At 69.7% G+C, this 24011-nt stretch carries 24 protein-coding genes; 16 read left to right on the forward strand and 8 right to left on the reverse strand.

Features of this window, described 5'->3' with window-relative positions; translation table 11 throughout:
* Positions 1-5: 5 nt before the first annotated feature.
* The 10 genes from IEZ27_RS47860 to IEZ27_RS47905 all read left to right on the forward strand — a co-directional run bounded on the left by IEZ27_RS47860 (position 6) and on the right by IEZ27_RS47905 (position 10057).
* A complete protein-coding gene (locus IEZ27_RS47860; RefSeq protein WP_268246130.1) occupies positions 6-1196 on the forward strand; it encodes a class I SAM-dependent methyltransferase in 1191 nt (396 codons plus the stop codon).
* 35 nt (positions 1197-1231) lie between these two features.
* On the forward strand, positions 1232-1972 hold the full coding sequence (locus IEZ27_RS47865) for a glycosyltransferase family protein (protein WP_229825007.1): 741 nt from the start codon (positions 1232-1234) through the stop codon (positions 1970-1972).
* A 20-nt stretch (positions 1973-1992) separates the two neighbouring features.
* Positions 1993-2616 carry a PIG-L deacetylase family protein gene (locus tag IEZ27_RS47870; RefSeq protein ID WP_229825008.1) on the forward strand — a complete coding sequence of 208 codons (624 nt, stop codon included), beginning with the start codon at positions 1993-1995 and terminating at the stop codon, positions 2614-2616.
* On the forward strand, positions 2616-3632 hold the full coding sequence (locus tag IEZ27_RS47875; RefSeq protein WP_189653328.1) for an NAD-dependent epimerase/dehydratase family protein: 1017 nt from the start codon (positions 2616-2618) through the stop codon (positions 3630-3632). The genes IEZ27_RS47870 and IEZ27_RS47875 overlap by 1 nt, the downstream gene beginning before the upstream one ends.
* Positions 3629-4894: a DUF4910 domain-containing protein gene (locus IEZ27_RS47880; RefSeq protein ID WP_125643733.1), complete on the forward strand. Its 1266-nt coding sequence runs from the start codon at positions 3629-3631 to the stop codon at positions 4892-4894. The genes IEZ27_RS47875 and IEZ27_RS47880 overlap by 4 nt, the downstream gene beginning before the upstream one ends.
* Positions 4882-5871, forward strand: coding sequence for a hypothetical protein (locus IEZ27_RS47885; RefSeq protein WP_379478624.1), 990 nt, complete (start codon positions 4882-4884; stop codon positions 5869-5871). The genes IEZ27_RS47880 and IEZ27_RS47885 overlap by 13 nt, the downstream gene beginning before the upstream one ends.
* Positions 5872-5879: 8 nt before the next feature.
* Positions 5880-7367 (forward strand): oligosaccharide flippase family protein, encoded by a 1488-nt coding sequence (locus IEZ27_RS47890; protein ID WP_189653329.1) that lies wholly within the window; start codon positions 5880-5882, stop codon positions 7365-7367.
* A 15-nt stretch (positions 7368-7382) separates the two neighbouring features.
* Entirely contained in the window at positions 7383-8261 is an 879-nt protein-coding gene (locus IEZ27_RS47895) for a glycosyltransferase family 2 protein (RefSeq protein WP_189653330.1), read from the forward strand.
* Between the two features lie 7 nt (positions 8262-8268).
* Positions 8269-9090 carry a hypothetical protein gene (locus IEZ27_RS47900; protein ID WP_125643727.1) on the forward strand — a complete coding sequence of 274 codons (822 nt, stop codon included), beginning with the start codon at positions 8269-8271 and terminating at the stop codon, positions 9088-9090.
* Positions 9091-9211: 121 nt separating this feature from the next.
* A complete protein-coding gene (locus tag IEZ27_RS47905) occupies positions 9212-10057 on the forward strand; it encodes a hypothetical protein (RefSeq protein ID WP_229825010.1) in 846 nt (281 codons plus the stop codon).
* On the opposite strand, the gene IEZ27_RS47910 is transcribed toward IEZ27_RS47905, so the two are convergent.
* Entirely contained in the window at positions 10050-11177 is a 1128-nt protein-coding gene (locus IEZ27_RS47910) for an acyltransferase family protein (RefSeq protein ID WP_229825011.1), read from the reverse strand. The genes IEZ27_RS47905 and IEZ27_RS47910 overlap by 8 nt on opposite strands.
* Before the next feature lie 143 nt (positions 11178-11320).
* On the opposite strand from IEZ27_RS47910, the gene IEZ27_RS47915 reads away from it, so the two are divergent.
* The 3 genes from IEZ27_RS47915 to IEZ27_RS47925 are packed head-to-tail and all read left to right on the forward strand — an operon-like array spanning position 11321 to position 14334.
* Positions 11321-12202 (forward strand): hypothetical protein, encoded by an 882-nt coding sequence (locus tag IEZ27_RS47915; RefSeq protein WP_189653332.1) that lies wholly within the window; start codon positions 11321-11323, stop codon positions 12200-12202.
* Between the two features lie 9 nt (positions 12203-12211).
* The gene (locus IEZ27_RS47920) at positions 12212-12943 is read left to right on the forward strand and encodes a GumC domain-containing protein (RefSeq protein ID WP_189653333.1); all 732 of its coding nucleotides are present in this window, start codon (positions 12212-12214) and stop codon (positions 12941-12943) included.
* Complete coding sequence (locus IEZ27_RS47925; protein WP_189653334.1) at positions 12940-14334, forward strand: O-antigen ligase family protein; 1395 nt, start codon at positions 12940-12942, stop codon at positions 14332-14334. Before IEZ27_RS47920 ends, IEZ27_RS47925 begins: the two co-directional genes overlap by 4 nt.
* On the opposite strand, the gene IEZ27_RS47930 is transcribed toward IEZ27_RS47925, so the two are convergent.
* Together IEZ27_RS47930 and IEZ27_RS47935 are read right to left on the reverse strand one after the other, a co-directional pair.
* On the reverse strand, positions 14223-14771 hold the full coding sequence (locus tag IEZ27_RS47930; protein WP_189653335.1) for a dTDP-4-dehydrorhamnose 3,5-epimerase family protein: 549 nt from the start codon (positions 14769-14771) through the stop codon (positions 14223-14225). The genes IEZ27_RS47925 and IEZ27_RS47930 overlap by 112 nt on opposite strands.
* Positions 14772-14841: 70 nt before the next feature.
* Positions 14842-15765: a glycosyltransferase family 2 protein gene (locus IEZ27_RS47935; RefSeq protein ID WP_189653336.1), complete on the reverse strand. Its 924-nt coding sequence runs from the start codon at positions 15763-15765 to the stop codon at positions 14842-14844.
* A 106-nt stretch (positions 15766-15871) separates the two neighbouring features.
* On the opposite strand from IEZ27_RS47935, the gene IEZ27_RS47940 reads away from it, so the two are divergent.
* From IEZ27_RS47940 to IEZ27_RS47950, 3 genes are all read left to right on the forward strand, one after another.
* Entirely contained in the window at positions 15872-16687 is an 816-nt protein-coding gene (locus tag IEZ27_RS47940; RefSeq protein ID WP_189653337.1) for a 2OG-Fe(II) oxygenase, read from the forward strand.
* Positions 16684-17604, forward strand: a complete 921-nt coding sequence (locus IEZ27_RS47945) for a right-handed parallel beta-helix repeat-containing protein (RefSeq protein ID WP_189653338.1) — start codon at positions 16684-16686, stop codon at positions 17602-17604. Before IEZ27_RS47940 ends, IEZ27_RS47945 begins: the two co-directional genes overlap by 4 nt.
* A 163-nt stretch (positions 17605-17767) precedes the next feature.
* Positions 17768-19192 (forward strand): hypothetical protein, encoded by a 1425-nt coding sequence (locus IEZ27_RS47950; RefSeq protein WP_189653339.1) that lies wholly within the window; start codon positions 17768-17770, stop codon positions 19190-19192.
* A 3-nt stretch (positions 19193-19195) separates the two neighbouring features.
* Here the strand turns inward: IEZ27_RS47950 and IEZ27_RS47955 are convergent, their stop codons facing one another.
* The 5 genes from IEZ27_RS47955 to IEZ27_RS55685 form a co-directional block, all read right to left on the reverse strand.
* Positions 19196-19852 carry a class I SAM-dependent methyltransferase gene (locus IEZ27_RS47955; RefSeq protein ID WP_189653340.1) on the reverse strand — a complete coding sequence of 219 codons (657 nt, stop codon included), beginning with the start codon at positions 19850-19852 and terminating at the stop codon, positions 19196-19198.
* Positions 19853-19912: 60 nt separating this feature from the next.
* Entirely contained in the window at positions 19913-20836 is a 924-nt protein-coding gene (locus IEZ27_RS47960) for an NAD-dependent epimerase/dehydratase family protein (protein ID WP_189653341.1), read from the reverse strand.
* Between the two features lie 62 nt (positions 20837-20898).
* Positions 20899-21945 (reverse strand): 2-oxoacid:ferredoxin oxidoreductase subunit beta, encoded by a 1047-nt coding sequence (locus IEZ27_RS47965; protein ID WP_125643704.1) that lies wholly within the window; start codon positions 21943-21945, stop codon positions 20899-20901.
* Entirely contained in the window at positions 21938-23782 is a 1845-nt protein-coding gene (locus tag IEZ27_RS47970; protein ID WP_125643702.1) for a 2-oxoacid:acceptor oxidoreductase subunit alpha, read from the reverse strand. The genes IEZ27_RS47965 and IEZ27_RS47970 overlap by 8 nt, the downstream gene beginning before the upstream one ends.
* A 121-nt stretch (positions 23783-23903) precedes the next feature.
* Positions 23904-23993 (reverse strand): putative leader peptide, encoded by a 90-nt coding sequence (locus IEZ27_RS55685; protein ID WP_311132193.1) that lies wholly within the window; start codon positions 23991-23993, stop codon positions 23904-23906.
* Positions 23994-24011 lie beyond the last annotated feature (18 nt).

Raw genomic sequence — 24011 nt, forward strand, 5'->3', positions numbered from 1 at the left:
GCCGGTTGTGCGGCTCGGCGGACCTGGTCGGCGTGGTGGATCTCGGGGCGACACCGCCCTGTGAGCTCTTCCTCACCGCGGAACAACTCGATCAGCCCGAGCTCACCTATCCCCTTCATCTGCGGGTCTGTACCGGGTGCTGGCTGGCCCAGATCCCGCCGTTGATCACGCCTGAAGAGACATTCACGGAATATGCCTACTTTGCGTCATATTCCGGCTCCTGGGTGGAGCACGCGCGGCGGTTCGTCGACGCGGCCGTGGAACGGTTGAAGCCGTCGTTCGTGGTCGAGGTGGCCAGCAACGACGGCTACCTGCTGCAGCACGTGGTCGAGCGCGGCATCCGGTGCCTCGGCATCGAGCCGTCGGCCAACGTGGGGCAGGCGGCCAAGGACAAGGGCGTGCCGACGCTCACCGCGTTCCTGACGCCGGAGACGGGCGCCTCGGTACGGGACGGGAACGGTCCGGCCGACCTGGTCGTGGCCAACAACGTCTACGCGCACATCCCGGACGTCATCGGCTTCACCCAAGGGCTGCGCGCCCTGGTGGCCGACGACGGATGGGTGTCGATCGAGGTCCAGCACCTGCTCACGCTCGTGGAGCTGAACCAGTACGACACGATCTACCACGAGCACTTCCAGTACTACACGGTGGCCTCCGCACAGCGGGCGCTGGCGAGCGGCGGCCTGACCCTGGTCGACGTCGAGCTGCTGCCCACCCACGGCGGGTCCATCCGGTTGTGGGCGCGGCCCTCGGGCACGCCGTCCGCCCGGGTGCTCGACGTGCTCGCCAGGGAGAAGGCCGCCGGGTTGCACGATCTCTCCGGTTACGCGGGGTTCGCGGAACGGGTCGCACGCGTCCGCCGCGACCTGCTGCGATTCCTGATCACCGCCGCCGAGGAGGGCAAGACGGTCGCCGGGTACGGCGCGCCGGGCAAGGGCAACACGTTGCTCAACCACTGCGGGATCCGTCCGGACCTGCTGGCTTACACGGTTGATCGCAACCCGTACAAACACGGCAGGTTCACGCCGGGCACCCGGATCCCGATCGCTCCGCCGGAGCGCATCGCCCAGGACCGCCCGGACTATGTGCTGGTCCTGCCGTGGAACCTGCGCGAAGAGCTCACAGCTCAGCTCTCCTATGTGCACGAATGGGGAGGCCGGCTGGTCTTCCCGATCCCACACCTGGAGGTCGTGTGAAGGTTGTCCTGTTCTGCGGAGGATTTGGCACCCGAATGCGTACCGGGGTGCCCGGCGAGGTGCCCAAGCCGATGGCGCTCGTCGGCCCGCGACCACTGCTCTGGCACGTCATGCGCTACTACGCCCACTTCGGGCACAAGGAGTTCGTCCTGTGCCTGGGGTACGGCGCCCACCACATCAAGGACTTCTTCCTCGACTACCGGGAAGCCACGTCCAACGACTTCGTGTTGCGCGGCGGCAAGGTCGAGCTGCTGTCGAGCGACATCTCCGACTGGTCCATCTCGTTCGTGCAGACCGGGACCAACTCCCCGATCGGCGAACGGTTACGCCGGGTCCGCGGGCATCTGGGCGGTGACGAGGTGTTCCTCGCCAACTACGCCGACGTGCTCACCGACGCGCCGCTGCCCGAGATCATCGACCGGTTCACCGAGTCCGGCGCGGCCGCCTCGATGATGGTGGTGCCGCCGTCCCAGACCTTCCACTGCGTGGACGTCGGCGAGAACGGCCTGGTCGGCGGCATCTCGCCGGTCAGCGAGATGCCGGTGTGGGTCAACGGCGGCTACTTCGTGCTGACCCAGGAGATCTTCGAGCACATCCCGGAGAACGGCGACCTGGTCGCCGACGGCTGTGCCGAACTGGCCAAGCGCGGACGCCTGCTGGCCTACCCGCACCGCGGCTACTGGCGGCCGACCGACACCGTGAATCAGCGCATGGAGCTGGACGACGCGTACTCCCGCGGGGACCGTCCCTGGGCTCTGTGGGAACGGTCCCAATGATCGGACTGCGTCCCGGAGGCGTGACTTCCGTGGTGGCGCTCGCCGCGCACTGCGACGACCTGGCGATCGGAGCCGGCGGCAGCCTGCTGACGATCTGCGCCGCCCGTCCCGGCCTGCGCGTGGACGCGCTGGTCCTGTCCGGCGGCGGCACCGAGCGCGAGGAGGAGGAGCGGGCGGCGCTGGCCGACTTCTGCCCCGGCGCCGACCTGCGGGTGAGCGTGCTCAAGCTGCCCGACGGCTACCTGCCGGCCCGGTGGGAGGAGGCCAAGGCGGCGGTCGAGGAGCTGCGGGCGCGTACCGAGCCAGGACTGATCCTCGCGCCCTGGCGAGGCGACGCCCACCAGGACCACCGGGGGCTGGCCGAGCTGGTGCCCACCGCCTTCCGCGACCACCTGACGCTCGGCTACGAGATCGTCAAATGGGACGGCGACCTCGCCGCGCCCGCCGTGTACCAGCCGCTCACCCGGGAGGTGGCGGAGCTGAAAGTGGACCTGCTCCAGCGCCACTACGCCTCCCAGCGGCACCGCCCCTGGTACGACCGCGAGGCGTTCCTGGGCCTGGCCCGCATTCGCGGCATCGAGTGCCACACGCGGTACGCCGAGGCGTTCCACGTGTCCAAGCTGACCATCGATCTGGAGAACTGATGCGGGTACTTCTCACCGGCCACCAGGGCTACCTGGGCAGCGTGATGGCCCCCGTGCTGGCCGAGGCCGGGCACCAGGTGGTCGGCCTCGACTCCGGCCTGTTCGCCGACTGCGTGCTCGGGCCCGAGCCTGAGTACGTCGAGGCGCACGCCGTGGACCTGCGCGACGCCGGTCCCGAGCACGTGGCCGGGTTCGACGCGGTGATCCACCTGGCCGCGCTGTCCAACGACCCGCTCGGCGCGCTCGCGCCCGACCTGACCTACGACATCAACCACCACGCCTCCGTACGGCTGGCGCGGCTGGCCAAGGAGGCGGGCGTGCGCCGCTTCCTGTACGCCTCCACCTGCTCGGTCTACGGCGCCTCCGGCGGCGCGGACCTGCTGGACGAGGAGGCCCCGCTGCGCCCGGTCACGCCGTACGCCGAGTCGAAGGTACGGGTCGAGGACGACCTGACCGCGCTGGCCGACGACGACTTCACCCCGGTGTTCCTGCGCAACGCCACCGCCTTCGGGTTCTCCCCGAGGCTGCGCGCCGACATCGTGCTGAACAACCTGGTGGGCCACGCGCACCTGACCGGCGAGGTACGGGTGTTGTCCGACGGCACCCCCTGGCGCCCGCTGGTCCACGCCAGGGACATCGCCGACGCGTTCGCCGCCGCCCTGACCGCCCCGCGCGAGGCCGTGCACGCGACGGCGTTCAACGTGGGCACCGAGGCCAACAACGTGACCGTCGCCGAGATCGCCGCCGAGGTGGTCGCGGCCGTGCCCGGCTCGACGCTGACCATCACCGGCGAGACGGGCGCCGACCCGCGTTCCTACCGCGTCGACTTCTCCCGGATCAGGTCCGCCCTCGGGTACGAGGCCCGCTGGACGGTCAAGGCGGGCGCCGTCGAGCTGATCGACGCCTACCGCGAGTACGGCCTGACCAGGCACGACTTCGACCGCCGCTTCACCCGGCTGGCCAGGCTCGCCGACCGCCGCGAGTCCGGCACCGTCGACGACACCCTCCGGCCATGACCGGCCCCGAGATGCACGACCTGGTACGCCGGCTCTACCCGCTGTGCCGCAGCATCACCGGCGACGGCCTCCGGCGCACCCTGGACGTCATCGACGGGTCGATCCCGTTGAAGGTCAGCGAAGTGCCGACGGGCACGAAGGTGCTCGACTGGACGATCCCCCGCGAATGGAACATCCGCGACGCCTACGTCAAGGACGCCGCCGGGAACAGGGTCGTCGACTTCCACGACAACAACCTGCACGTCGTCGGCTACAGCGTGCCGGTCGAGGCCACCATGTCACTGGAGGAGCTGCGCGGGCGCCTGCACACGCTGCCCGGCCAGCCGGACCTGGTGCCGTACCGGACCAGCTACTACGCCGAGACCTGGGGCTTCTGCCTGAGCCAGAACACCCTGGACGGGCTGGCGGACGGGCCGTACGAGGTCAGGATCGACTCCACGCTCGCCGACGGCCACCTGACGTACGGCGAGCACGTGGTCCAGGGCCGCAGCTCGGAGGAGGTGCTGATCTCCTGCCACGTCTGCCATCCCTCGCTGGCCAACGACAACCTGGCCGGGGTGGCGGTGGCGGTGGCGCTGGCCCAGAGGTTGTCCGACCCCTGGTACACCTACCGGTTCGTCTTCGCGCCCGGCACCATCGGCGCGATCACCTGGCTGGCCCGCAACCGGGAGCGCACCGACCGGATCAGGCACGGCCTCACCATGGCCTGCGCCGGTGACGCCGGGACGATCACCTACAAGCGCAGCAGACGCGGCGACGCCGAGATCGACCAGGTCTTCGCGTACGTCCTGAAGGACCGGCCGCACACCATCCTGGACTTCTCGCCCTACGGCTACGACGAGCGGCAGTACTGCTCGCCCGGCTTCGACCTGCCCGTGGGCTCGCTGACCAGGACGCCCTACGGGAGCTACCCGGAGTACCACACCTCGGCCGACAATCCCGACTTCGTGCGGCCCGAGGCGATGGAGGACACCCTGGAGACGCTGTGGAGCGCCGTTCAGGTCCTGGAGGGCAACCGCCGCTACCAGAACCTCAGCCCGTACGGCGAGCCCCAGCTCGGGGCGCGCGGCCTGTACGGCTCGCTCGGCGGACGCAGCGACACGAAACAGGCCCAGATGGCCATGTTGTGGGTGCTGAACCTGTCCGACGGGCTGCACAGCCTGCTCGACATCGCGGAACGGTCGAACCTGCCGTTCCAGGCATTGGCTGACGCGGCGAACGCCCTGCGGAACGCGGGCCTGCTGAAGGAGTGGGTGGATTGAGTCTGGCGCTGAAAGTCGGCGACGTGGTCGAGGTTCTCAGTGCTGAAGAGATCCTGGCGACCCTGGATGAGCGCGGAGAGCTGGACAGCCTCCCGTTCATGCCGGAGATGTTGCGGTTCTGCGGGCAGCGGCTCACCGTCCACAAGGTGGCCAACAAGCTCTGCGACACGATGACCAGGTCCGGGATGCGGAAGATGGAGGACGCCGTCCATCTGACCGGGTCCCGCTGCGACGGCACCGCCCACGGCGGTTGCCAGACGGCCTGCCTGCTCTACTGGAAGACGTCCTGGCTGAAGAAGGTCGACGGGCCGCCCACGGCCGGCGAGCAGAACCGCCCCGAGCGGCCGCTGCTGCCGATCCTGGAGGTCAACACCCGCAGGGAGCCCGCGCCGGACGGCGAGGAACGTTTCCGCTGCCAGGCGACCGAGCTGCTGCGCGCCGCCCCCGAGCTGCTCCCGTTCCGCGACCTGAGCCAGTACGTCACGGACGTACGGGTCGGCAACGCCGGGATCGCCTCGACCGTCCGCACGCTGTTCTTCGGCCTGTTCAACCGCTACCAGCGGCTGTCCAGGAAGTTCCCCCGCGCGCTGCGCTTCAGGAACGGCCTGGACTGGGGGTTCGTGCAGCCCGGTCCGCACAACGGCCCGGCGCCGACGGGGACGACCGATCTCCAGCCGGGCGAGCTGGTCCGCATCAAGTCGAAGGACGAGATCGTCGCCACGCTGACCACCAAGGGGTTCAACCGCGGGCTGGGCTTCGAGGAGGACATGGCGCGTTCGTGCGGGAAGGTCGCCCGGGTGACCGCGCGCGTCGAACGCTGCATCGACGAGAAGACCGGACAGCTGCTTGAGATGAAAAATCCATGCATCGCGCTCGATGGAATCATCTGCGACGGTGTGTACAAGTCCAACTGCCCCCGCGCATTCATCCCGTTCTGGCGGGAGATCTGGTTGGAGCGGGTCAACGAGCCGAAGTAGGGCAGAGCATGGCGGAACAAGCGAGCCCGGACGTGAGCCCGGACATCAGTGACATCGGGCGCAAGGCGGGTCGAGGGGCGGTGTGGAGCCTGCTCGGCACGCTCGTCACCCGTGCGGGCTCGTTCATCCTCGGGCTGATCCTGGCCCGGCTCCTCGCACCGGCGGACTTCGGCACGTACGCCGTCGCGCTCGCGGCCACCCAGTTCGTCATGGTGGTCAAGGACGTCGGCGTCATGTCGGCCGTCGTGCAGTGGCGTGGCCGGCTGGAGGACATCGCGCCCACGGCCACGACCCTCACGTCGATCTCCGCGCTCGGCCTGTACGGGATCTTCTGGGTCGGGGCGCCGTACTTCGCGACGCTGGCGGGCAGCGTGGAGGCCACCTCCGTGGTGCGCATCCTCACCGCGGTCATCCTCGTCGAGGCGGTCACGGCGGTCCGCAGCGCGGCCCTGCTGCGCTGGTTCCGCACCGGCAAGAACGCCAAGGCGGTCCTCGCGGGCTTCCTGGTCAACGCGCCGGTGGCCATCGTCCTCGCGGTCAACGGCGCGGGCGCGTACAGCTTCGCCTGGGGGCAGCTCGCCGGGGCCGTGGTCACCGGGGTCTTCATGCTGGTCTACGCGCGGCTGCCGTACCGGTTCGGGTTCGACCGGCACATCGCGGGCCGGCTGCTGAGGTTCGGCATCCCCTCGGCGGCCGGGATCGCCCTGGAGGCCCTGCTGCTCAACGTGGGCTACATCATCGTCGGCAACATCATGGGCGAGGCGTGGCTCGGGTTCTACCTGATGGCGTTCAACGTGTCGAGCTGGGTGCCCGGCATCATCGGCAGCGCCATCCGCATGGTGTCGATCGCCGGCTTCTCCCGCCTGGCCGAACGGGACGAGGAGTCGTTGTCGTTCGGCGTGCAGCGGACCGTGCCGCTGCTCATCGCCATGGTGCTGCCGCTGGCGGTCTTCATGGCGGTGCTCGCGCACTCGCTGATCATCTTCATCTACGGCCCGGAGTGGGAGCAGGCCGCCGGGGTGCTGCGCTTCCTGGCGGTGCTGATGGTGGTGCGCATGCTGACCGCGTTCGCGCTCGACATCCTGAACGCCCACGGCACCACCCGCTCGACGGTCTGGATGAACCTCGGCCACGCGGCGGCGATGATCCCGGCGGTCATCGTCGGCACGCACCTCGACGGCATCCGCGGCGCCGCGATCGGGCAGGGCGCCGCCGCCGTGCTGGTCGCGCTGCCGCTCGCCATGATCGCCGTGCAGCGGGCGGGGGTCCGGCTCGGGCCGGTGCTGCCCGGTCTCGTCCGCCCGGCGCTCGGCGCGCTGGTCTGCGCCGCCGTCATGCTGGGCCTGGCGTCCCTGACCCACGGCAGCCCGTTCGTCCAGCTCGTCGTGGCGGGCGGCGGCGGCCTGCTGGCGTACGTGCTGGTCGTGGTGACCCGCGACCAGTTCCACCTAGTGAGCGATCGTCTGGTGCGGCTGCTGCCCGCCCGCGCGCGCTGACCCCGAGGAGAAACGATGTTGGTGTCCATCGGAATCCCGGTCCGCAACGGCGCGGACCGGCTGGAGACGGCCGTGCGCTCCGCGCTCGCCCAGGATCACGCCGACCTTGAGGTCGTGATCTCGGACAACGCCTCCACCGACGGCACGGAGGAGCTCTGCCGCGAGCTGGCCCGGCAGGACAGCCGCGTCGCCTACCACCGGCAACCCCGCGACCTGCGGGTGATCGGGAACTTCGTCGAGGTGCTGCGGCGCTCGCGGGGCGAGTACTTCCGCTGGATGGGCGACGACGACCTGCTCGAACCGACCTACGTCTCGCGCACGCTGGAGCCGTTCCTGGCCGACGAGCGGCTCATCCTGGTCACCTCGGACGTCAGCTACACCGGCGCGGACGGCACCGTCCACGAGCCGCGTTACCGCGGCACCCGCATGTTGTCGGACGACCCGGTCGACCGCCTCGACGAGCTGTGGGACGTGGTCACCACCCAGCACCACGGCCTCGACCCCCTCTACGGCCTGATGCGGCGGGAGCGGGTGGCCGCCGTGCCGAGACCGCTGATGATCCGCGAGGACGAGGTCTACGCCACCATGCTCGCGCTGACCGCGCCCTGGGGTCACGTCCCGGAGGTGCTGGCGCACCGCAACCTGCGCGAACGCCGCCTGTCCGGGATCGCGGCGGCGCTCGGCGTACCGGCGTGGACCGCCCATTTCGCCACCACGCTGCAGTTCCGGGCCATGCATCAGGCGCTCGGCATCACCGAACTGTCGGCGGAGCAGCGAACCCGCGCGCGGGCCGTGCTGCTGCGCACGTACTGGCGGCGTCAGCAGCAGATGCTGACGCACCGCAGCCGAAAGATCGCCGGGTTGGCGGCCCGACTCGTCTCCTCGAAAGGGTGAAACCCTCGTGCTGATTCGCATCGTGCGGCTGCTCATGCAGCCGGGCCGCATCCTGCTGGCCGTCCTGCGGCGTCTGCCGTTCGGCTCGTACGACCTGCGCTGCGCGCTCGACCTCTACCCACGGCCGCACTACGCCTACGGGGTGCGGCAGGCGGCCGAGCTGGCCAGGCGCCTCGGCGTCGGCCGGATCAGCGTGGTGGAGTTCGGCGTCGCGGGCGGCGCGGGCATGGTCGAGCTGAACCGCATGGCGGCGCTGGCGACGTCCGCGACCGGCGTGAAGATCGACGTGTACGGCTTCGACACCGGCGCCGGCCTGCCCAAGCCCACCGACTACCGGGACCTGCCCTACATCTGGCGCGAGGGCGACTTCGTCATGGACGTCGACGCCCTGCGCGCCCGCCTGGGAGCCGCGAGCCTGATCCTGGGCAACATCGAGGACACGGTCGGGGAGTTCCTGGACGGCGAGCGCCCCGCGCCCATCGGTTTCGTCTCCATCGACGTCGACTTCTACTCCTCGACCGCCGCGGCACTCAGGTTGTTCGCCGGCGACCACAAGTACTTCCTGCCCCGCGTGTTCGTCTACCTCGACGACACCGTGGGCGACGACGACCAGGTCATCCACAACGACTACGTCGGCGAGCTGAGCGCGATCCGGGAGTTCAACCAGGACAACAAGGCGATGAAGCTGGCCCCGATCAACGGCCTGCGGCACAAGCGCCCGGTCCCCGCCCCCTGGAACGACAACATCCAGGCGCTGCACCGGTTCGACCACCCCGACTACTCGACCTACGTGGCCCGTCCGGACACCGAGACACAATTGCCTTTGTAGACCTCTGTAACGAAGAAGCGGGCAATGGCGAGAGAAAGGAAAAGAACGACGCGAGGGGGAAAATCTCGCTATGTCCGTTATATTAGCCAATAGCCGAATTCGGGATGATGTTCGGCGTCAAATGATCTTCAATGGGGACGTGTTCCTCTACTCCGCCACCCCCGCCTCGACCAAGCTGATCGAGTTCGCCCGCGAGCTGATCGAGGAGGCGTTCGAGGGGCGCGACCCCCAGACCGCCCAGCACGAGATGCCGGTGGAGGAGTTCGCCGCGCTGCTCGCCGAGCTCAAGCCGCGCTTCATCCATCATCCCACCAGCAAGAAGATCCTCGCCGCCCTGCTGGAGGAGCTGGGCATGGCGTTGGACAAGACGTACTTCGACGTGCCGAGACTGCGTACCTCGACCGCCGACCACTACCTCGACTCGGGCATCTCCTACGCCTACCACGCGCACAGGGACTGCTGGTACTCCGCGCCGTTCTGCCAGGTCAACTGGTGGATGCCCATCTACGAAGTGGTCCCGGAGAACGTCTTCGCCCTGCACCCGCACTACTTCGACCGCCCGGTGCTCAACGGCAGCGGACGCTACGACTACGCCGAGTGGACCGCCGTGAGCCGGCCCACCGCCGCGCAGCACATCCACAACGACACCAGGGACCAGCCCAAGCCGGAGGAGGCCGTCGACCTTCAGCCCGAGCTGCGGTTCGTCCCCGAGCCGGGCGGCATGATGTTGTTCTCCGGGGCACACCTGCACTCCACCGTCGCCAACACCTCCGGCAGGACCCGCTTCAGCATCGACTTCCGCACCGTCCACATCGACGACGTCCGCTCCCGCGCCGCCGCGCCCAACGTGGACGCCACCTGCCGCGGCACCACGCTGCGCGACTTCCACCGGGCCGACGACCTGTCGCACATCCCCGAGGAACTCGCCGCCGCCTACGAGGCCGAGGCGCTGGCCAAGGTCACCTGAACCGCGCGCGGACGGCCTCCCGCAGGCTCCTCCAGCCTCTGTGCCGCTGGAAGGGCAGCTCGAAGACGGAGGCGAACAACCACGCGGCCCCCACGCTCGCCGGCACGGCCAGGGCGAGCGTGAGGAGGAAGGCGGGCATGCCCGGCGGCACGCGCGGGGCGACGACCAGCCGGTTGATCATGACGACCAGCGGGGCGTGGATCAGGTAGAGGCTGTAGGAGAACGATCCGAGCCGCCGTACCGGCCGGGTGTCGAGCAGCCGTACGAGCCAGCCGGGCCGGCCCGTCGCCACGCCCGCGAGCAGCAGGCCGGCGGCGGGCCCGACCGCCAGGTCCACCCAGAAGAAGTGCCCGACCACCCAGACCGGACCGGCGACCACGACCAGCGTGAGCACCGGCAGCGCCGCCGCCGCGGCGAACCAGTGCCAGGGCAGGCGGCCCGTACGCTCCCGCGCCCGCACCACCCCCGCGCACACCGCGCCGACCGCGAACAGCGCGGCGAACTGCGGGGTCAGCCGCATCAGCAGGTCCACGGCCGGCACGTACGGCGCCAGCGCCCCCACGGCCACCACGATCAGGGTCACCGCGCCGAGCATCACCGCCGCCCCCCACTTGCGCAGCACCAGCAGCATCAGCGGGAACACCAGGTAGAGCTGCGCCTCGACCGCGATCGACCACATGGCGCCGTTGGGGCTGGGGGAGCCGAAGACGTCCTGGAGCAGCAGACCGTAGAAGAGCACCGACTGCCCGGTCGGCGCCTGCTGACCCGGCTGCGGGATGACCGTCCACGCGATCACCAGGCTGAACGCCAGCGCCGCCCAGTACGGCGGCAGGATGCGCCAGGCCCGCCGGTTGAAGAACGTGGGAAGGCTGCCGAGCCGCCAGTCGGACCGGGCCGGCGAGACCGCCAGTGAGAACCCCGACAACACGATGAACACCACGACCGCGAAGTGCCCGTACAGCAGCCAGCCCGTCCACCAGGGCGCGTCGTTGACCGGGAACCCGGGGAACGACAGCAGCCAGCAGTGGTGCAGGACCACGAACAGCGCGGCCAGCCCCCGTAAACCGTCCAGTCCGGCGAGTCTGCTCCGCGTCGCCGGACGCTCGATCGTCAGCCCCACCAGAAGCCCCCGTCGCCGTAGTCGGTAGGTCTATCGCGGGGACCGCGCCGGATGTAACCGTTCTGAGGCGATGTAACGTCTGCTGCTGATTGTGCGATGGTCCGCTATAGGGCAAGTTCGCTGATGCGGGGGAACGTACCAAAATGGAGTTCTGGAAGGCGATTCTTGGACTTCTCCGGCGACTTCTCATAGGCCCACCACTGCTTCTGCTCTCGATCCTGGTGGGCGTCGTGGTGTACGCCGTCCTGCCGACCCACTACACGACCGACGTCTCACTCGTCCTGGCCACGCCGGTGAACGGCGGCACGGTCAACTCCGACAAGACCAAGCAGGGGCTGACCAACCCGTTCCTCTCCTTCAACGACGCGCTCAAGACCGGGGCCAGCATCGTGATCCTGGCGATGAACACCCAGGACGTCTGGACCGAGCTCGGCGCGCCCAAGGACGGCCCCACCGAGATCACGATCGACGACGGCCGCAGCAACCCCAACGTCCTGGACATCAACGGGCCCTACATCTACATCCGGGTCGACAGCGACTCCCCGCAGCAGGCCACGGCCGTACTCATGGCGGGCCGCGAGCGCGTGGCGAGCGAGCTGTTCAAGTGGCAGAAGACGCTCGGCGCGCCGGCGAACACCTTCATCACCTCGACCGACATCGTGCCGCCGTCCAAGCCGGAGGCCGACCACAGCGTCAACTGGCAGGGGGCGATCGGCGGCGCGCTGCTCACCCTGCTGCTGGGCCTCGGCATCGCGTACGGCGTCGTGGTCCGCCGGAACGCCGGGCGACGCGGGCCCTCCGAGCCCGCCGCCCCGCCGGCGCCCCACCCCCCGGTGTCGGCCCCGGTCCCGGAGCCCGTTCCGGCGGCGCAACCGGTGGAGGCGCAGGCGGGCGAGCCCGCCGAACGCCCGGTGGTCCTCGACGAGGACAGCTCGGCCACCATGGAGTTCCCCGCCTACCGGGGCGGCCCCCTGTCGCCCGTGCCGGGGCCGAGGAAGGCGAACCGCGCCGACGGCGAGAAGTGAGGGCTCGCCATGGACTTCTGGGCGACGGTGAAGATCCTCTTCAAACGCTGGTACGTGACGGCTCCCGCGTTCCTGCTCACGATCGTGACGGCACTCGGCGTCTTCGCCGTCGCGCCCAAGACCTTCATCTCCAGCTCGGCGCTCGTCCTGACCCTGCCGGTGACCGGCGGCAGCGTGCCGAGCGACCCCAAGTTCCCCAACCCGCGCACCAACCCCCTGGTCTCCTTCGACCAGGGGCTCAGCATGACCTCCTCGATCCTCATCCAGGCGCTGAACACGCCCCAGACGGCCGCCGCCGTGGGCGCGCCGATCGGCGGCAAGATCACGCTCAAGATCACCAGTGGCGGCACCAACCCCGAGCTGATGCCCGCGACGCCGTTCATCGTGATCACCTGTGAGGCGCCGACCGCCGAGCTGGCCCACGGCATCGTCGTGAAGGTCACCGCCCTGGCCCAGAAGGAGCTGCGGGCCCGGCAGCAGCAGGTCAAGGCGCCACCCACCACGTACGTGACCGCCACCGTCGTGATCCCGCCGACCGCTTCCGACGAGAAGAAGGGCAGCCGCATGCGCAGCGCGGTGGTCACCGGCGCGCTGGCGTTCTTCATGAGCCTGTTCGCCGCCTTCGCGGCCGAGAGCTTCGCCCGGCACCGCCGCTCGCGCCGCCGGGCGGCGGGCGCCTCCGCCCGGTTCGAGCCCGCGCTCAGCAACGGCGCCCGGACGCTGGCCGGACACGAAGGATGAGCACCCCCGTCCTGCCGCGGCGCGCCGACGGCGCCACCCTGGCCTGCCTGTTCGTCCTGTCCCTGCTGATCCTCCCGGCCCGCCTGGCGGTCGCCGGGCTCCCGCTGTCGCTCACCCCGGCCGAGATCCTGGCCCTGTCCCTGGGCGTGGTGTGGGTGTGCGCCCAGATGGTCAGCACGACCGGCGTCGCCAAGGGCGGCAACCCGGTCCGCACCGCGCTCTTCGTGTACGGCATGCTCCTGCTGGCCGTCTACGGCTACACGACCTACCTCTACCTGCCCTCCGACGAGCTGAACCTGGCCGACCACACGCTGGTCCTCTACCTCGGGTACGCCAGCCTGCTGCTGGTCATGTGCGACGGGATGGGCACCCGCGAACGCCTCGACTTCGTGCTCAAGGCGGTCGTGATCGGCGGCACGTTCGCCGCGATCGTCGCGCTGCTCCAGTTCAGGCTGGACTTCGACCTCACCGAGTACATGCGTATCCCCGGCCTGCGCCACTCCTCGGTCGAGGAGGTGCCGACCGTGATCTCGCGGTCCGACCTGCGCAGGGTCGCCGGCACGCTCGGCCACCCGATCGAGTTCGGCGCGCTGTCGGCGATGTTGTTGCCCCTGGCCGCCCACCTCGGCTTCCAGGCCCGCAGCCGGGGCGAGGCGGCGGCCCGCTGGTGGATCTGCGCCGCCGTCATCGCGGCCGGCCTGATGTTCTCGGTCTCCAGGACGGCCGTGCTCGGCCTGGCCGGAGCGGGACTGATCCTGCTGGTGGGCTGGTCCAACCGGCGGCGGCTGGTAACCCTCGGCGCGTTCCTGGTGTTCCTGGGCGTCATGAAGGTCCTGACGCCGGGCCTGATCGGCACGTTCTACAACCTGTTCGCCGGCGCGGGCGAGGACAGCAGCGTCATCTACCGCACCCACGACTACCCGTTCGCGATGCGGGAGTTCGCCAAGAGCCCGATCTTCGGCCGTGGGCTCGGCACCTGGTACCCCTTCAAGCACCAGGTGTTCGACAACCAGTACCTGCTGTCGCTGGTGGAGACCGGGCTGGTCGGCGTGCTGGGGTTCGTCGGGGTGATCGTGTGCGGGATCGTGGTCGCCCTCCGGGTCCGCCGCATGAGCACCGACCCGAACGTGCGCAACCTGGGGCTGACCATCGCGGCCTGCCTGGTGATCCCGCTGCTCGGCGCGGCCACGTTCGACCTGCTGTCCTTCCCCGGCATCACCAGCGTGTTGTTCCTGCTCGTCGGCGCGGCCGGGGCGCTGATGCGGTTCGAACGCCGCGATCAGAGGGACAGGACGGTCATCAGTTCCTTCCACGAGCCCGCCGACCTGTCCCGCTCACTGATCGCGGTCACCGGCAACGGCCACGGCAGGGCGAGGTCGGAGTCGTCGTAGCGGACGGCCAGGTCCTCGGCCGGGTCGTGCTCCCTGTCGATGCGGTAGCAGACGTCGGCGTGCTCGGTCAGCGCCTGGTAGCCGTGCAGGATGCCGGGCGGCACGTACAGGTGGGCGAAGGTCACGTCGTCGAGCCGTACGGCGACGTGCGAGCCGAACGTCGGCGAGCCGGGCCGCGCGTCCACCAGGATGTCGAGCACCGCGCCATGGGCGGCGCGTACGAGCTTGGCCTCGCCGCGGCCCGACCGGCCGTGCATGCCCCTGATGGTGCCGAGCCGCGAGCGCGACTGGCTGTCCTGGACGAACGCCGTGTGGTCCAGCCCGTGCTCGGCGGCGATCGCGGCGTCGAAGGTCCTGGTGAACAGGCCGCGGTCGTCGTGACTCGGCGTCGGCGTGAACAGCAGCACGCCTGCGAGCTCAAGCTGCTCGACTCTCATCGTGTTCCTCTCCTGTGGTGGGACCGAGGCTTTCGTCGTGGTCCGCGGCGCCTGTCAGGCGGCCGGCGGTTCAGCTCGGCAGGGCCCGCAGCCGGCGGGACGGCCTGAGCAGCGCCACGACCGAGGCCCTGGCCGTACGCCGGCCGGCCGCCGCCCGGATCGCCTCGCCGAGCAGCACGGCCAGATAGAAGCCCGCGGTCGCGATCCGGCCCCGGCGCCGCCGGAACAGCCGTACGCGGTTGACCGTGAGCAGCGCGGCCAGCATCTCGCTGGTCTTGGCCTCGCCGCCGATGTGCTCGACGACGGCGGCGGGCTCGTACCAGAGGGTCCAGCCGGCGTCGGCGGCGCGCAGCGCGTACTCGGTCTCCTCGCTGTAGAGCAGGAAGGACTCGTCCCAGGGGCCGAGCTCGGTCAGCGCCTCGGCCGAGATGAGCATGGCGGCGCCGGTGGCCCAGTCGGCGGGGCCTGGGCGTTCGTAGCGGTCAGCGTCGGTGATCATCTCGCCCAGCGTGCCGATGCGGCCCGCCAATCGGCCGCCGACCAGCGACTCGGCCAGCGCGCGGCGTACGGCGGGGGTGCGGCGCAGCGAGTGGTGGAGCACCCCCTCGGTGCTGACCAGCCGGGGGACCACGATGCCGACGGCCGGCCGGTCGAGGGCCGCGCCCAGCACGGCCAGCGCGCCGGGGCGCAGGCGGCAGTCCGGGTTCAGCACGAGGACCGCATCGAGCTCGGCCAGGTCGAGGGCCGCGATCCCGGCGTTGATCGCCGCCGCGTACCCGGCGTTCCTGCCCACCTGCAGAGGCCGTACGGGCAGGTCGGCCGCCTGGCGGGCGAGGGTGAGCGAGTCGTCCTTGGAGGCGTTGTCGGCCACGACGACGGCGGTGAGCCGGACCCCCTTGGCGCCTTCGGGCAGGGAGGCCAGGCAACCGCCGAGGACCGGCGCGCTGTTGTAGGTCACGATCACGATCGCGACTCGGGGAGGGCCGGGCGTCACATGTCGCCATCGCGGGCCGGGAATGGATCGTTACAGGTAACAGAAGGCACTGCTGAGGCGATGAGGAGGTAGGGGCCGGGTGTCGTAGAAGACGGAGACACATTCCATGCAGGATCTGCAGGCTTTCACCTTCCGCAGGGACGAGCTGTTCCCCCTGGCGGACAAGTACTCCGAGCAGTTCCGTACGGCCTCACCGTTCCGTCACGTCGTCATCGACGACTTCCTGCCGCCCGAGGTGCTGGAGCCCGTCCTCGACGAGTTCCCCGAGCCGCGCGACGCCACCTGGCAGCGGTTCGACACCGCGCGCGAGGTGAAGCTGGCGCTGGCCGACACCGAACGTATGGGCCCGGCCACCAGGCGCCTGCTGGCCGAGTTCAACGGCGGCGTGTTCGTCGAGTTCCTGGAGCGGCTGACCGGCATCACGCAACTGGTCTCCGACCCGCACTTCGAGGGCGGCGGCCTGCACCAGATCCGGCCGGGCGGCTTCCTCAAGGTGCACGCCGACTTCAACAGGAGCCGCAGGCTCAACCTCGACCGCCGGCTGAACGGCCTGCTCTACCTCAACAAGGACTGGGAGGAGAGCTACGGCGGCCACCTGCAGTTGTGGAACAAGGACATGACCGAGTGCGAGGGCAAGGTCCTGCCGGTCTTCAACCGGTTCGTGCTGTTCGCCACGACCGACGACGCCAACCACGGCCACCCCGACCCGCTCACCTGCCCCGAGGACCGGGCACGTCGTTCGATGGCGCTCTACTACTACTCCAACGGCCGGCCCGAGGACGAGGTCACCGACGACCACACCACGCTGTTCAAGCAGCGGCCGGGCGAGGCGTGGAAGAGCAACCTCCGCCAGGTCGCCAAACGCTGGACGCCGCCCGCGCTGGCCGACCTCGTCGGCGGCCGGAGGACCAAGGGCGAGTGAGGTCGTACGCCCGAGGGGGCTGGTGTCTCGTCGCGGGCCTGGTCATGCTGCTGAGCGGCTGCACCGGGTCCCCCGGCAGGCCCGAGGTCACCCGCTCGCCCGCCGTGGCGACGTCCAGGCCGGGTACGCCGCCGCCGGCGAAACCGGCCGAGCGGACCTGGCCCGGGGCGGACAACACGGGCGTTCCGGACGGACTGACCCTGCGCAAGTCCGGGTCGATCGAGGTGACCAAGAACGGCACGGTCATCGACGGCGTCGAGGTGACCGGCTACATCACGGTCGAGGCCGACGACGTCGTCATCCGCAACACCCGCGTACGCGGCGTCAAGGGCTGGTGGGGCATCCTCCAGCGCGAGGGGCACACCGGCCTGACGGTCGAGGACACCGAGGTCTTCGGCAACGGCAAGGAACGCACCCAGTTCGGCATCCTCAACCAGGGCAAACTGATCACGGTCCGCCGGGTGGACATCCACACGATCTCCAACGGCATCCTGACCCAGCAGGGCCTGGTCGAGGACTCGTACGTGCACGACCCCAAGTACTACGCGGGCGACCACACCGACATGATCATGTCCACCGGCCCGCCCGCGCCCGGGACCGAGCTGGTCATCCGGCGCAACACCGCGATCAACACCCTCGACCAGACCGGCGCGATCGCGCTCTTCCAGGACTTCGGCGTGGTCAAGAACGTGACGGTCGAGGGCAACCTGCTGGCCGGTGGCGGCTGGTCGCTGTACGCCGGTGCGGGGGTGAAGGGCAGGTCGTCCGGCATCAAGGTGATCGGGAACGTCTTCAGCCGCCGGGTCTGGTCCAAGGGCGGAGCGGCCGGGCCGGTTTCATATTGGGATAAGGACGGGCCCGGAAATCGCTGGCACGGGAACACCTGGGAAAACGGCGACACGGTAACGCCGGGATAACGACCATTTGTCGGATTTAACGTGATATTTGGGAAACATGAGCCCTGTGTGATTTATGGGGATAACGAGTTTATTTCGGTAAAAAGCCACACTGCTCCTTCCGGCATGGCTACTCTCTCCCCTTGGGGGACTCGGACTCGGCCACGATCGGAAGGAGTCGCCTGTGTCGCGGCATCGAAGTGGAAAGAGGCGTACCGGCTGGTTATCCCTGGCCGGCGTCTCCGTGGTGGCGGTGCTGGCCGGTGGGTACGGCCTCGTCGTCTCCGACGTACTGGAGCCCCGGGCCGTCCTGACGGACGCGAGCGGGGCGAGCAGCGCGGCATCGCCGCACGCCGCCGCCGGCCAGCGAGCAAGGCCACGTCCCACCACCCACAAGCCCCGGCCCAAGAAGACCCGGAGCCAGGAGCCGTGGTCGTGGCCCAGGCGGCCGACGAGGAAGCCGACCGCGCGCCCGACGCGCCCCACCCACCGGCCGACCCCGACGGCCACCGCGCCCGGGGAGCCCACGGCGACCCCCGGCCGGCCGCCGTCGCACACGCCCAAGCCGACGCTCACGGCCACGAGGACCGCGACCCCGACGCCCACGGCGACCCGCCCGAGCACGCCGCCCAGCGAGCCGCCGACGCCCACGCCCACGCCCACCAGGACGCGGACCAGCACCCCCACGGCGACCCCCAGCGAGCCGCCCACGGCGACCCCCACGGCGACACCCACGAAGACGCCGCCCCGGACACCGACGTCGACGCCCACGAAGACGCCCACGACCTCGCCCACCACCTCGCCCACCATCTCGCCCACTTCCGGCCCGCCCGCCGGCGGCTGGCCAGGAGCCGGCAACACCGGCGTCCCCGACGGCACGGACCTGGTCAAGAAGACCGGCTCGATCGTCGTCAAGGAGGACGGCAAGGTCATCGACGGCTGGGACGTCACCGGCGACATCACCGTCGAGGCCGACAACGTCACCATCCGCAACACCCGCGTACGCGGCCAGAGCGACTACTGGGGCATCCTCCAGCGCGAGGGCTTCTCCGGCCTGAAGGTCGAGGACAGCGAGATCTTCGGCAACGGCAGGGTCCGCACCCAGTTCGGCATCCTCAACCAGGGCAAACTGATCACGGTCCGCCGCGTGGACATCCACACGATCTCCAACGGCATCCTCACCGACCAGGGCCTGATCGAGGACTCGTACGTGCACGACCCCAAGTACTACTCCGGCGACCACACCGACATGATCATGTCGACCGGCACCGCCGCCCCCGGCACCGAGCTGGTCATCCGGGGCAACACCGTGATCAACACGCTCGACCAGACCGGCGCGATCGCGCTCTTCCAGGACTTCGGCGTCACCAAGAACGTCACCGTCCAGGGCAACTTCCTCGCGGGCGGCGGCTGGTCCCTCTACGCGGGCGCCGGCCGGAAGGGCCTGTCCTCCAACATCAAGGTGATCGACAACGTCTTCAGCCGCAAGGTCTGGCCCAAGGGCGGTTACGCCGGCCCTGTGTCGTACTGGGACGCGAAGGGGCCGGGCAACGTCTGGCGGGGCAACTCCTGGGAGGGTGGCGGCGCCGCCATCATGGGCTCGGACTAGCCGCTAGCTCCGGATCGCGATGACCGACTTCACCAGCCCGGCCAGCCGCTCGAAGCGGATCTGCGACTTCGGGAAGTAGTGCCGCATCTCGGTCACACTCAGCAGCTCGACCTCCATGGCGATCATCCGGGCGGCGTCCCGGTCGGAGGTCGGAGTGTGGACGAGCGGCCAGCGCCGCAGGATCGTCGTCCGCGCGGCGAGCGGCAGGAACTGGAACCCCGGGAACAGGAAGTGCGGTTCGACCGGGAAGTACCGGTAGGGCGTCTGCACCCAGTGGCGCTCGGCCATCTCGTGCACGGTGTCGGCGAAGCGTTGACGGCGCAGGTGGCCGCCGACGTGCTCGATGACGGCGTTGGAGAAGACCAGGTCGTAGCGGCTGGAGCGGATCCCGGGCGGGAGGTCGCAGGCGTCGGCGACGTCGGCCCGCAACCACGCCGGCAGGTCGGCGGGCGGTTGTTCGAGGTTGACGATGTGCACGTGCGCGGGCCTGACCGGCGCGCGCATCCAGGCCCCGGCCGTGCCGCCGAGGTCGAGGACGCTCATCTGGTCGAGGTCGGGGAAACGGCCGGCGAACCATTCCCACCTACGTGCCCGCGCCTTGGCCCCCAGCGAGTCGGGAGCGTCCACGAAACGACTGCGCAGGGCGTTCAGACGGCTCATAAAGGCGCTCCTTCGGGCCGGAATAAGTAGCCCTATGCTCCCAGAATTTCGCCTGCGCGGCTAAGAGCGCGTTTCTTCGTGACATTCTTGGGATGCATACCAATTGACCGTACGGCGCAACCCTTCGTCCAATTCCGTGGCAGGGGTCCAACCGAGCCGGTCGGCCGCCGGGGCGATGTCGCCGACCTGGGTGATGTCGTGCGGGCGGTCGGGCGCGGCGCCGAACTCGGGCCGCGCGCCCGCGCCGGCGATGCGGTAGAGCCGCTCGACGACCTCGTGCGCGGCGGTCCGTACGCCGGTGGCGATGTCGAGCGTGTGGCCGACCGCCTTGTCCGCCTGGCTCGCCAGCACGAACGCGTCCACGACGTCGTCCACGTAGATCCAGTCGGCCAGCTTGGCGCCCCTGGTGAGCCGGGGACGTTCGCCCCGCAGGAGACAGAGCGTCACGTACGGCACGAGCTTGGTCACGTCGGGCTGGGCCGGGCCGTAGACCATGCTCGGACGCAGCACGGTGACGGGCAGGTCCCAGAGCCGGTGGTAGAGCTGGGCGTAACCGGTGGCGGCCCACTTGGACATCGCGTACGCCGACGACGGCGGCGCGTGGTCGTTGCCCGGCCGCGGCTCCTCGATCGAGCCGGTGAACACGGTGCGGACGTCGTGCTCGCGGGCGGCCGACAACACGTTGACCGCGCCCACGACGTTGCTCTCCAGCGTGGCGCGGACGACCTCGTCCCCCCGCGACCCGGTGACCTCGCCGGCGAGGTGGAACAGCAGCCCGGGGCGTACGGACCGGAACAGCCGCGCGGTGCCGGCGGCGTCGTCGAGGCGGGTCTCGTGCCAGATCTCGCCGTGGCGGGCCTGCTGCGGACGGCGGCTGACCGCGTGCACCTGCGCGCCGAGCGCGCGCAGGCGCGCGACCAGATGGGAGCCGATGAATCCGGCGGCTCCGGTCACCAGCACCACGGTCTCGGGCCAGTACGACATCGTGGAGCGACCTCCGGTGGAAGATGGAGCCGTTCGGGCGACGGCTCCATCTTCTACAGGAACTAGCCGATGCGCCAGGTGTCTCCACCCATGAGCAGTTCGCTCAGGTCGCCGGGGCCCTTCTGCGCCACGGCCTCCTCAAGCTGCCCGGCCATCAGCACGTCGTAGGCGGGGCGGTCGACCTGCCGGAAGATGCCGATCGGCACGTGCTCGAAGGCGGGCTCGTCGAGCCTGCTGAGCGCGAAGGCCACCGACGGGTCGGGGTTGTGGGCGTCGTGCACGAGGATCTGGTCCTCGCTCACGGTGTCCCTGGCGACCACCTCGATGCCGCCGCCGGCGGCGCGCACGACGGCCTTGGAGTTGCTCACGATCGGCTGACCGTGCTCAAGGCGCACCGTGATGTCGTCGCGGACCTCGGGGTCCTTGAGCTGCTCGAAGGCGTTGTCGTTGAAGATGTTGCAGTTCTGGTAGATCTCCACCAGGGACGTGCCCCGGTGGGCGGTGGCCTCGCGCAACACCGACTGCAGGTGCTTGCGGTCGGAGTCGATCGTCCGGGCCACGAACGACGCCTCGGCGCCGATGGCCAGCGAGATCGGGTTGAACGGCTTGTCCAGCGAGCCCATCGGCGTCGACTTGGTGATCTTGCCGACCTCGGAGGTCGGCGAGTACTGGCCCTTGGTCAGACCGTAGATCCTGTTGTTGAACAGCAGGATGTTCAGGTTGACGTTGCGGCGCAGCGCGTGGATCAGGTGGTTGCCGCCGATCGACAGCGCGTCGCCGTCACCGGTGATCACCCACACCGACAGGTCGGGCCGGGAGGCGGCCAGGCCGGTCGCGATCGCGGGCGCGCGGCCGTGGATCGAGTGGAAGCCGTAGGTGTTGAGGTAGTACGGGAACCGCGAGGAGCAGCCGATGCCGGAGACGAACACGATGTTCTCGCGCCGTAGCCCCAGCTCCGGCAGGAAGCTCTGCACCGCGGCCAGGATCGCGTAGTCGCCGCACCCCGGGCACCAGCGCACCTCCTGGTCGGACTTGAAGTCCTTCAGCCCCTGCTTGACGTCCGTCTTGGGAACCAGGCTCAGGCCCTTCCCGTTCACCAGCTCAGTCACTGTCGATCACGTCCTGAATGACTCCGGCCAGCTCCTCGGCCTTGAACGGGAGCCCGCGCACGCGGTTGTAGCTGATCACGTCGACGAGGTAGCGGGCCCGCAGCAGCAGCGCGAGCTGACCGAGGTTGATCTCGGGCAGCAGCACCTTGTCGTAGCTCTTGAGCACCTCGCCGGTGTTGGCGGGCAGCGGGTTGAGGTGGCGCAGGTGGGCCTGGGCGACCTTGCCGCCGCCGCGCCTGATGCGCCGTACGGCCGCCGCGATCGGCCCGTACGTCGAGCCCCAGCCGATGACCAGCACCTTGGCGTCGCCGTCGGGGTCGTCGACCTCAAGGTCGGGCACGTCGATCCCGGCGATCTTGGCGGCCCGGGTGCGGACCATCAGGTCGTGGTTGTCCGGGTCGTAGGAGATGTTGCCGGTGCCGTCGGCCTTCTCGATGCCGCCGATGCGGTGTTCGAGGCCGGCCGTGCCGGGGATGGCCCAGGGGCGGGCCAGCGTCTCGGTGTCCCGCTTGAAGGGCAGGAACTCGCCGTTCTCGCCGTTGGGCTCGGTCGTGAATTCCTGCGAAATGTCGGGCAAGTCGGAAACTTCGGGCAGGCGCCACGGCTCCGAGCCGTTGGCCAGGTAGCCGTCCGAGAGCAACATGACCGGGGTGCGGTACTTGACCGCGATCCGCGCCGCCTCGACGGCCGCGTCGAAGCAGTCGCTCGGCGACAGCGGCGCGACGATCGGCACCGGCGACTCGCCGTTGCGGCCGAACATGGCCATCAGCAGGTCGGTCTGCTCGGTCTTGGTCGGCATGCCCGTGCTGGGACCGGCGCGCTGGACGTCAACGATGATCAACGGCAGCTCGGTGGTGACCGCGAGGCCGACCGTCTCGGCCTTCAGCGCCACGCCGGGGCCCGAGGTGGTGGTCACGCCCAGCGCCCCCCCGAACGCGGCCCCCAGCGCCGCGCCGACGCCCGCGATCTCGTCCTCCGCCTGGAAGGTGCGGATGCCGAACCGCTTGTGCTTGGACAACTCGTGCAGGATGTCGCTGGCCGGCGTGATCGGGTACGAGCCCAGGAACAGCGGCAGCTTCGACTGCACGCTGGCCGCGATCAGCCCGTAGGCGAGGGCCTGGTTCCCGGAGATGTTGCGATAGACGCCGGGAGCCAGCCTGGCCGGCTTGACCTCGTAGGAGACCGAGAACGACTCGGTCGTCTCGCCGTAGTTCCAGCCCGCCTGGAAGGCCGCGATGTTCGCCTTGGCGATGTCGGGCTTCTTGGCGAACTTCTGCTCCAGGAACGACACCGTCTGCTCGGTCGGCCGGTGGTAGAGCCACGACAGCAGGCCGAGGGCGAACATGTTCTTGGCGCGCTCGGCGTCCTTCTTGGAGATCTCGAAGCCTTCGAGCGCCTTGACCGTCAGCGAGGTCAGCGGCACCGCGTGCACGCGCCACTCACTGAGGGAGTCGTCCTCCAGCGGGCTGGCGGTGTAGCCGACCTTCTGCAGGTTGCGCTTGGTGAACTCGTCGATGTTGGCGATGATGTCGGCGCCCCGCGGCAGGTCGCCGAGGTTGGCCTTCAGGGCCGCCGGGTTCATGGCCACGAGCACGTTGGGCGCGTCGCCGGGCGTCAGGATGTCGTGATCGGCGAAGTGGAGCTGGAAGCTCGACACACCGGGCAGGGTTCCTGCGGGCGCGCGGATCTCGGCGGGGAAGTTGGGGAGCGTCGACAGGTCGTTGCCGAACTCCGCCGTTCCCGCGGTGAAGCGGTCGCCGGTGAGCTGCATGCCGTCGCCGGAGTCTCCGGCGAACCTGATGATCACGCGGTCGAGTTGCTGGACCTGCTTCGTCACAGCTCAGTCCTCCTCGACGCGCCAAGGCGCGGTTGCTTTGGGCGCGTTCTCTGTTTCCATGCTAGATCCTCGGAAGGTCACGCGTTTGCCAGCCCGACAAAGCGGGTAACGCGGTCGGAAGTCAGGGTGAGGTGGGAGAACGACGACACAGCCCTGATGCGAGCCTGCAGAGGTCTACATGCAGGCGTGCGAAGAGGACGGTTCGGGTCACGAGCGCCAACTATACGTC

Origin of the sequence: Nonomuraea spiralis (assembly GCF_014648435.1) — a bacterium.
In the GTDB taxonomy this organism is placed as follows: Bacteria; Actinomycetota; Actinomycetes; order Streptosporangiales; family Streptosporangiaceae; genus Nonomuraea; species Nonomuraea spiralis.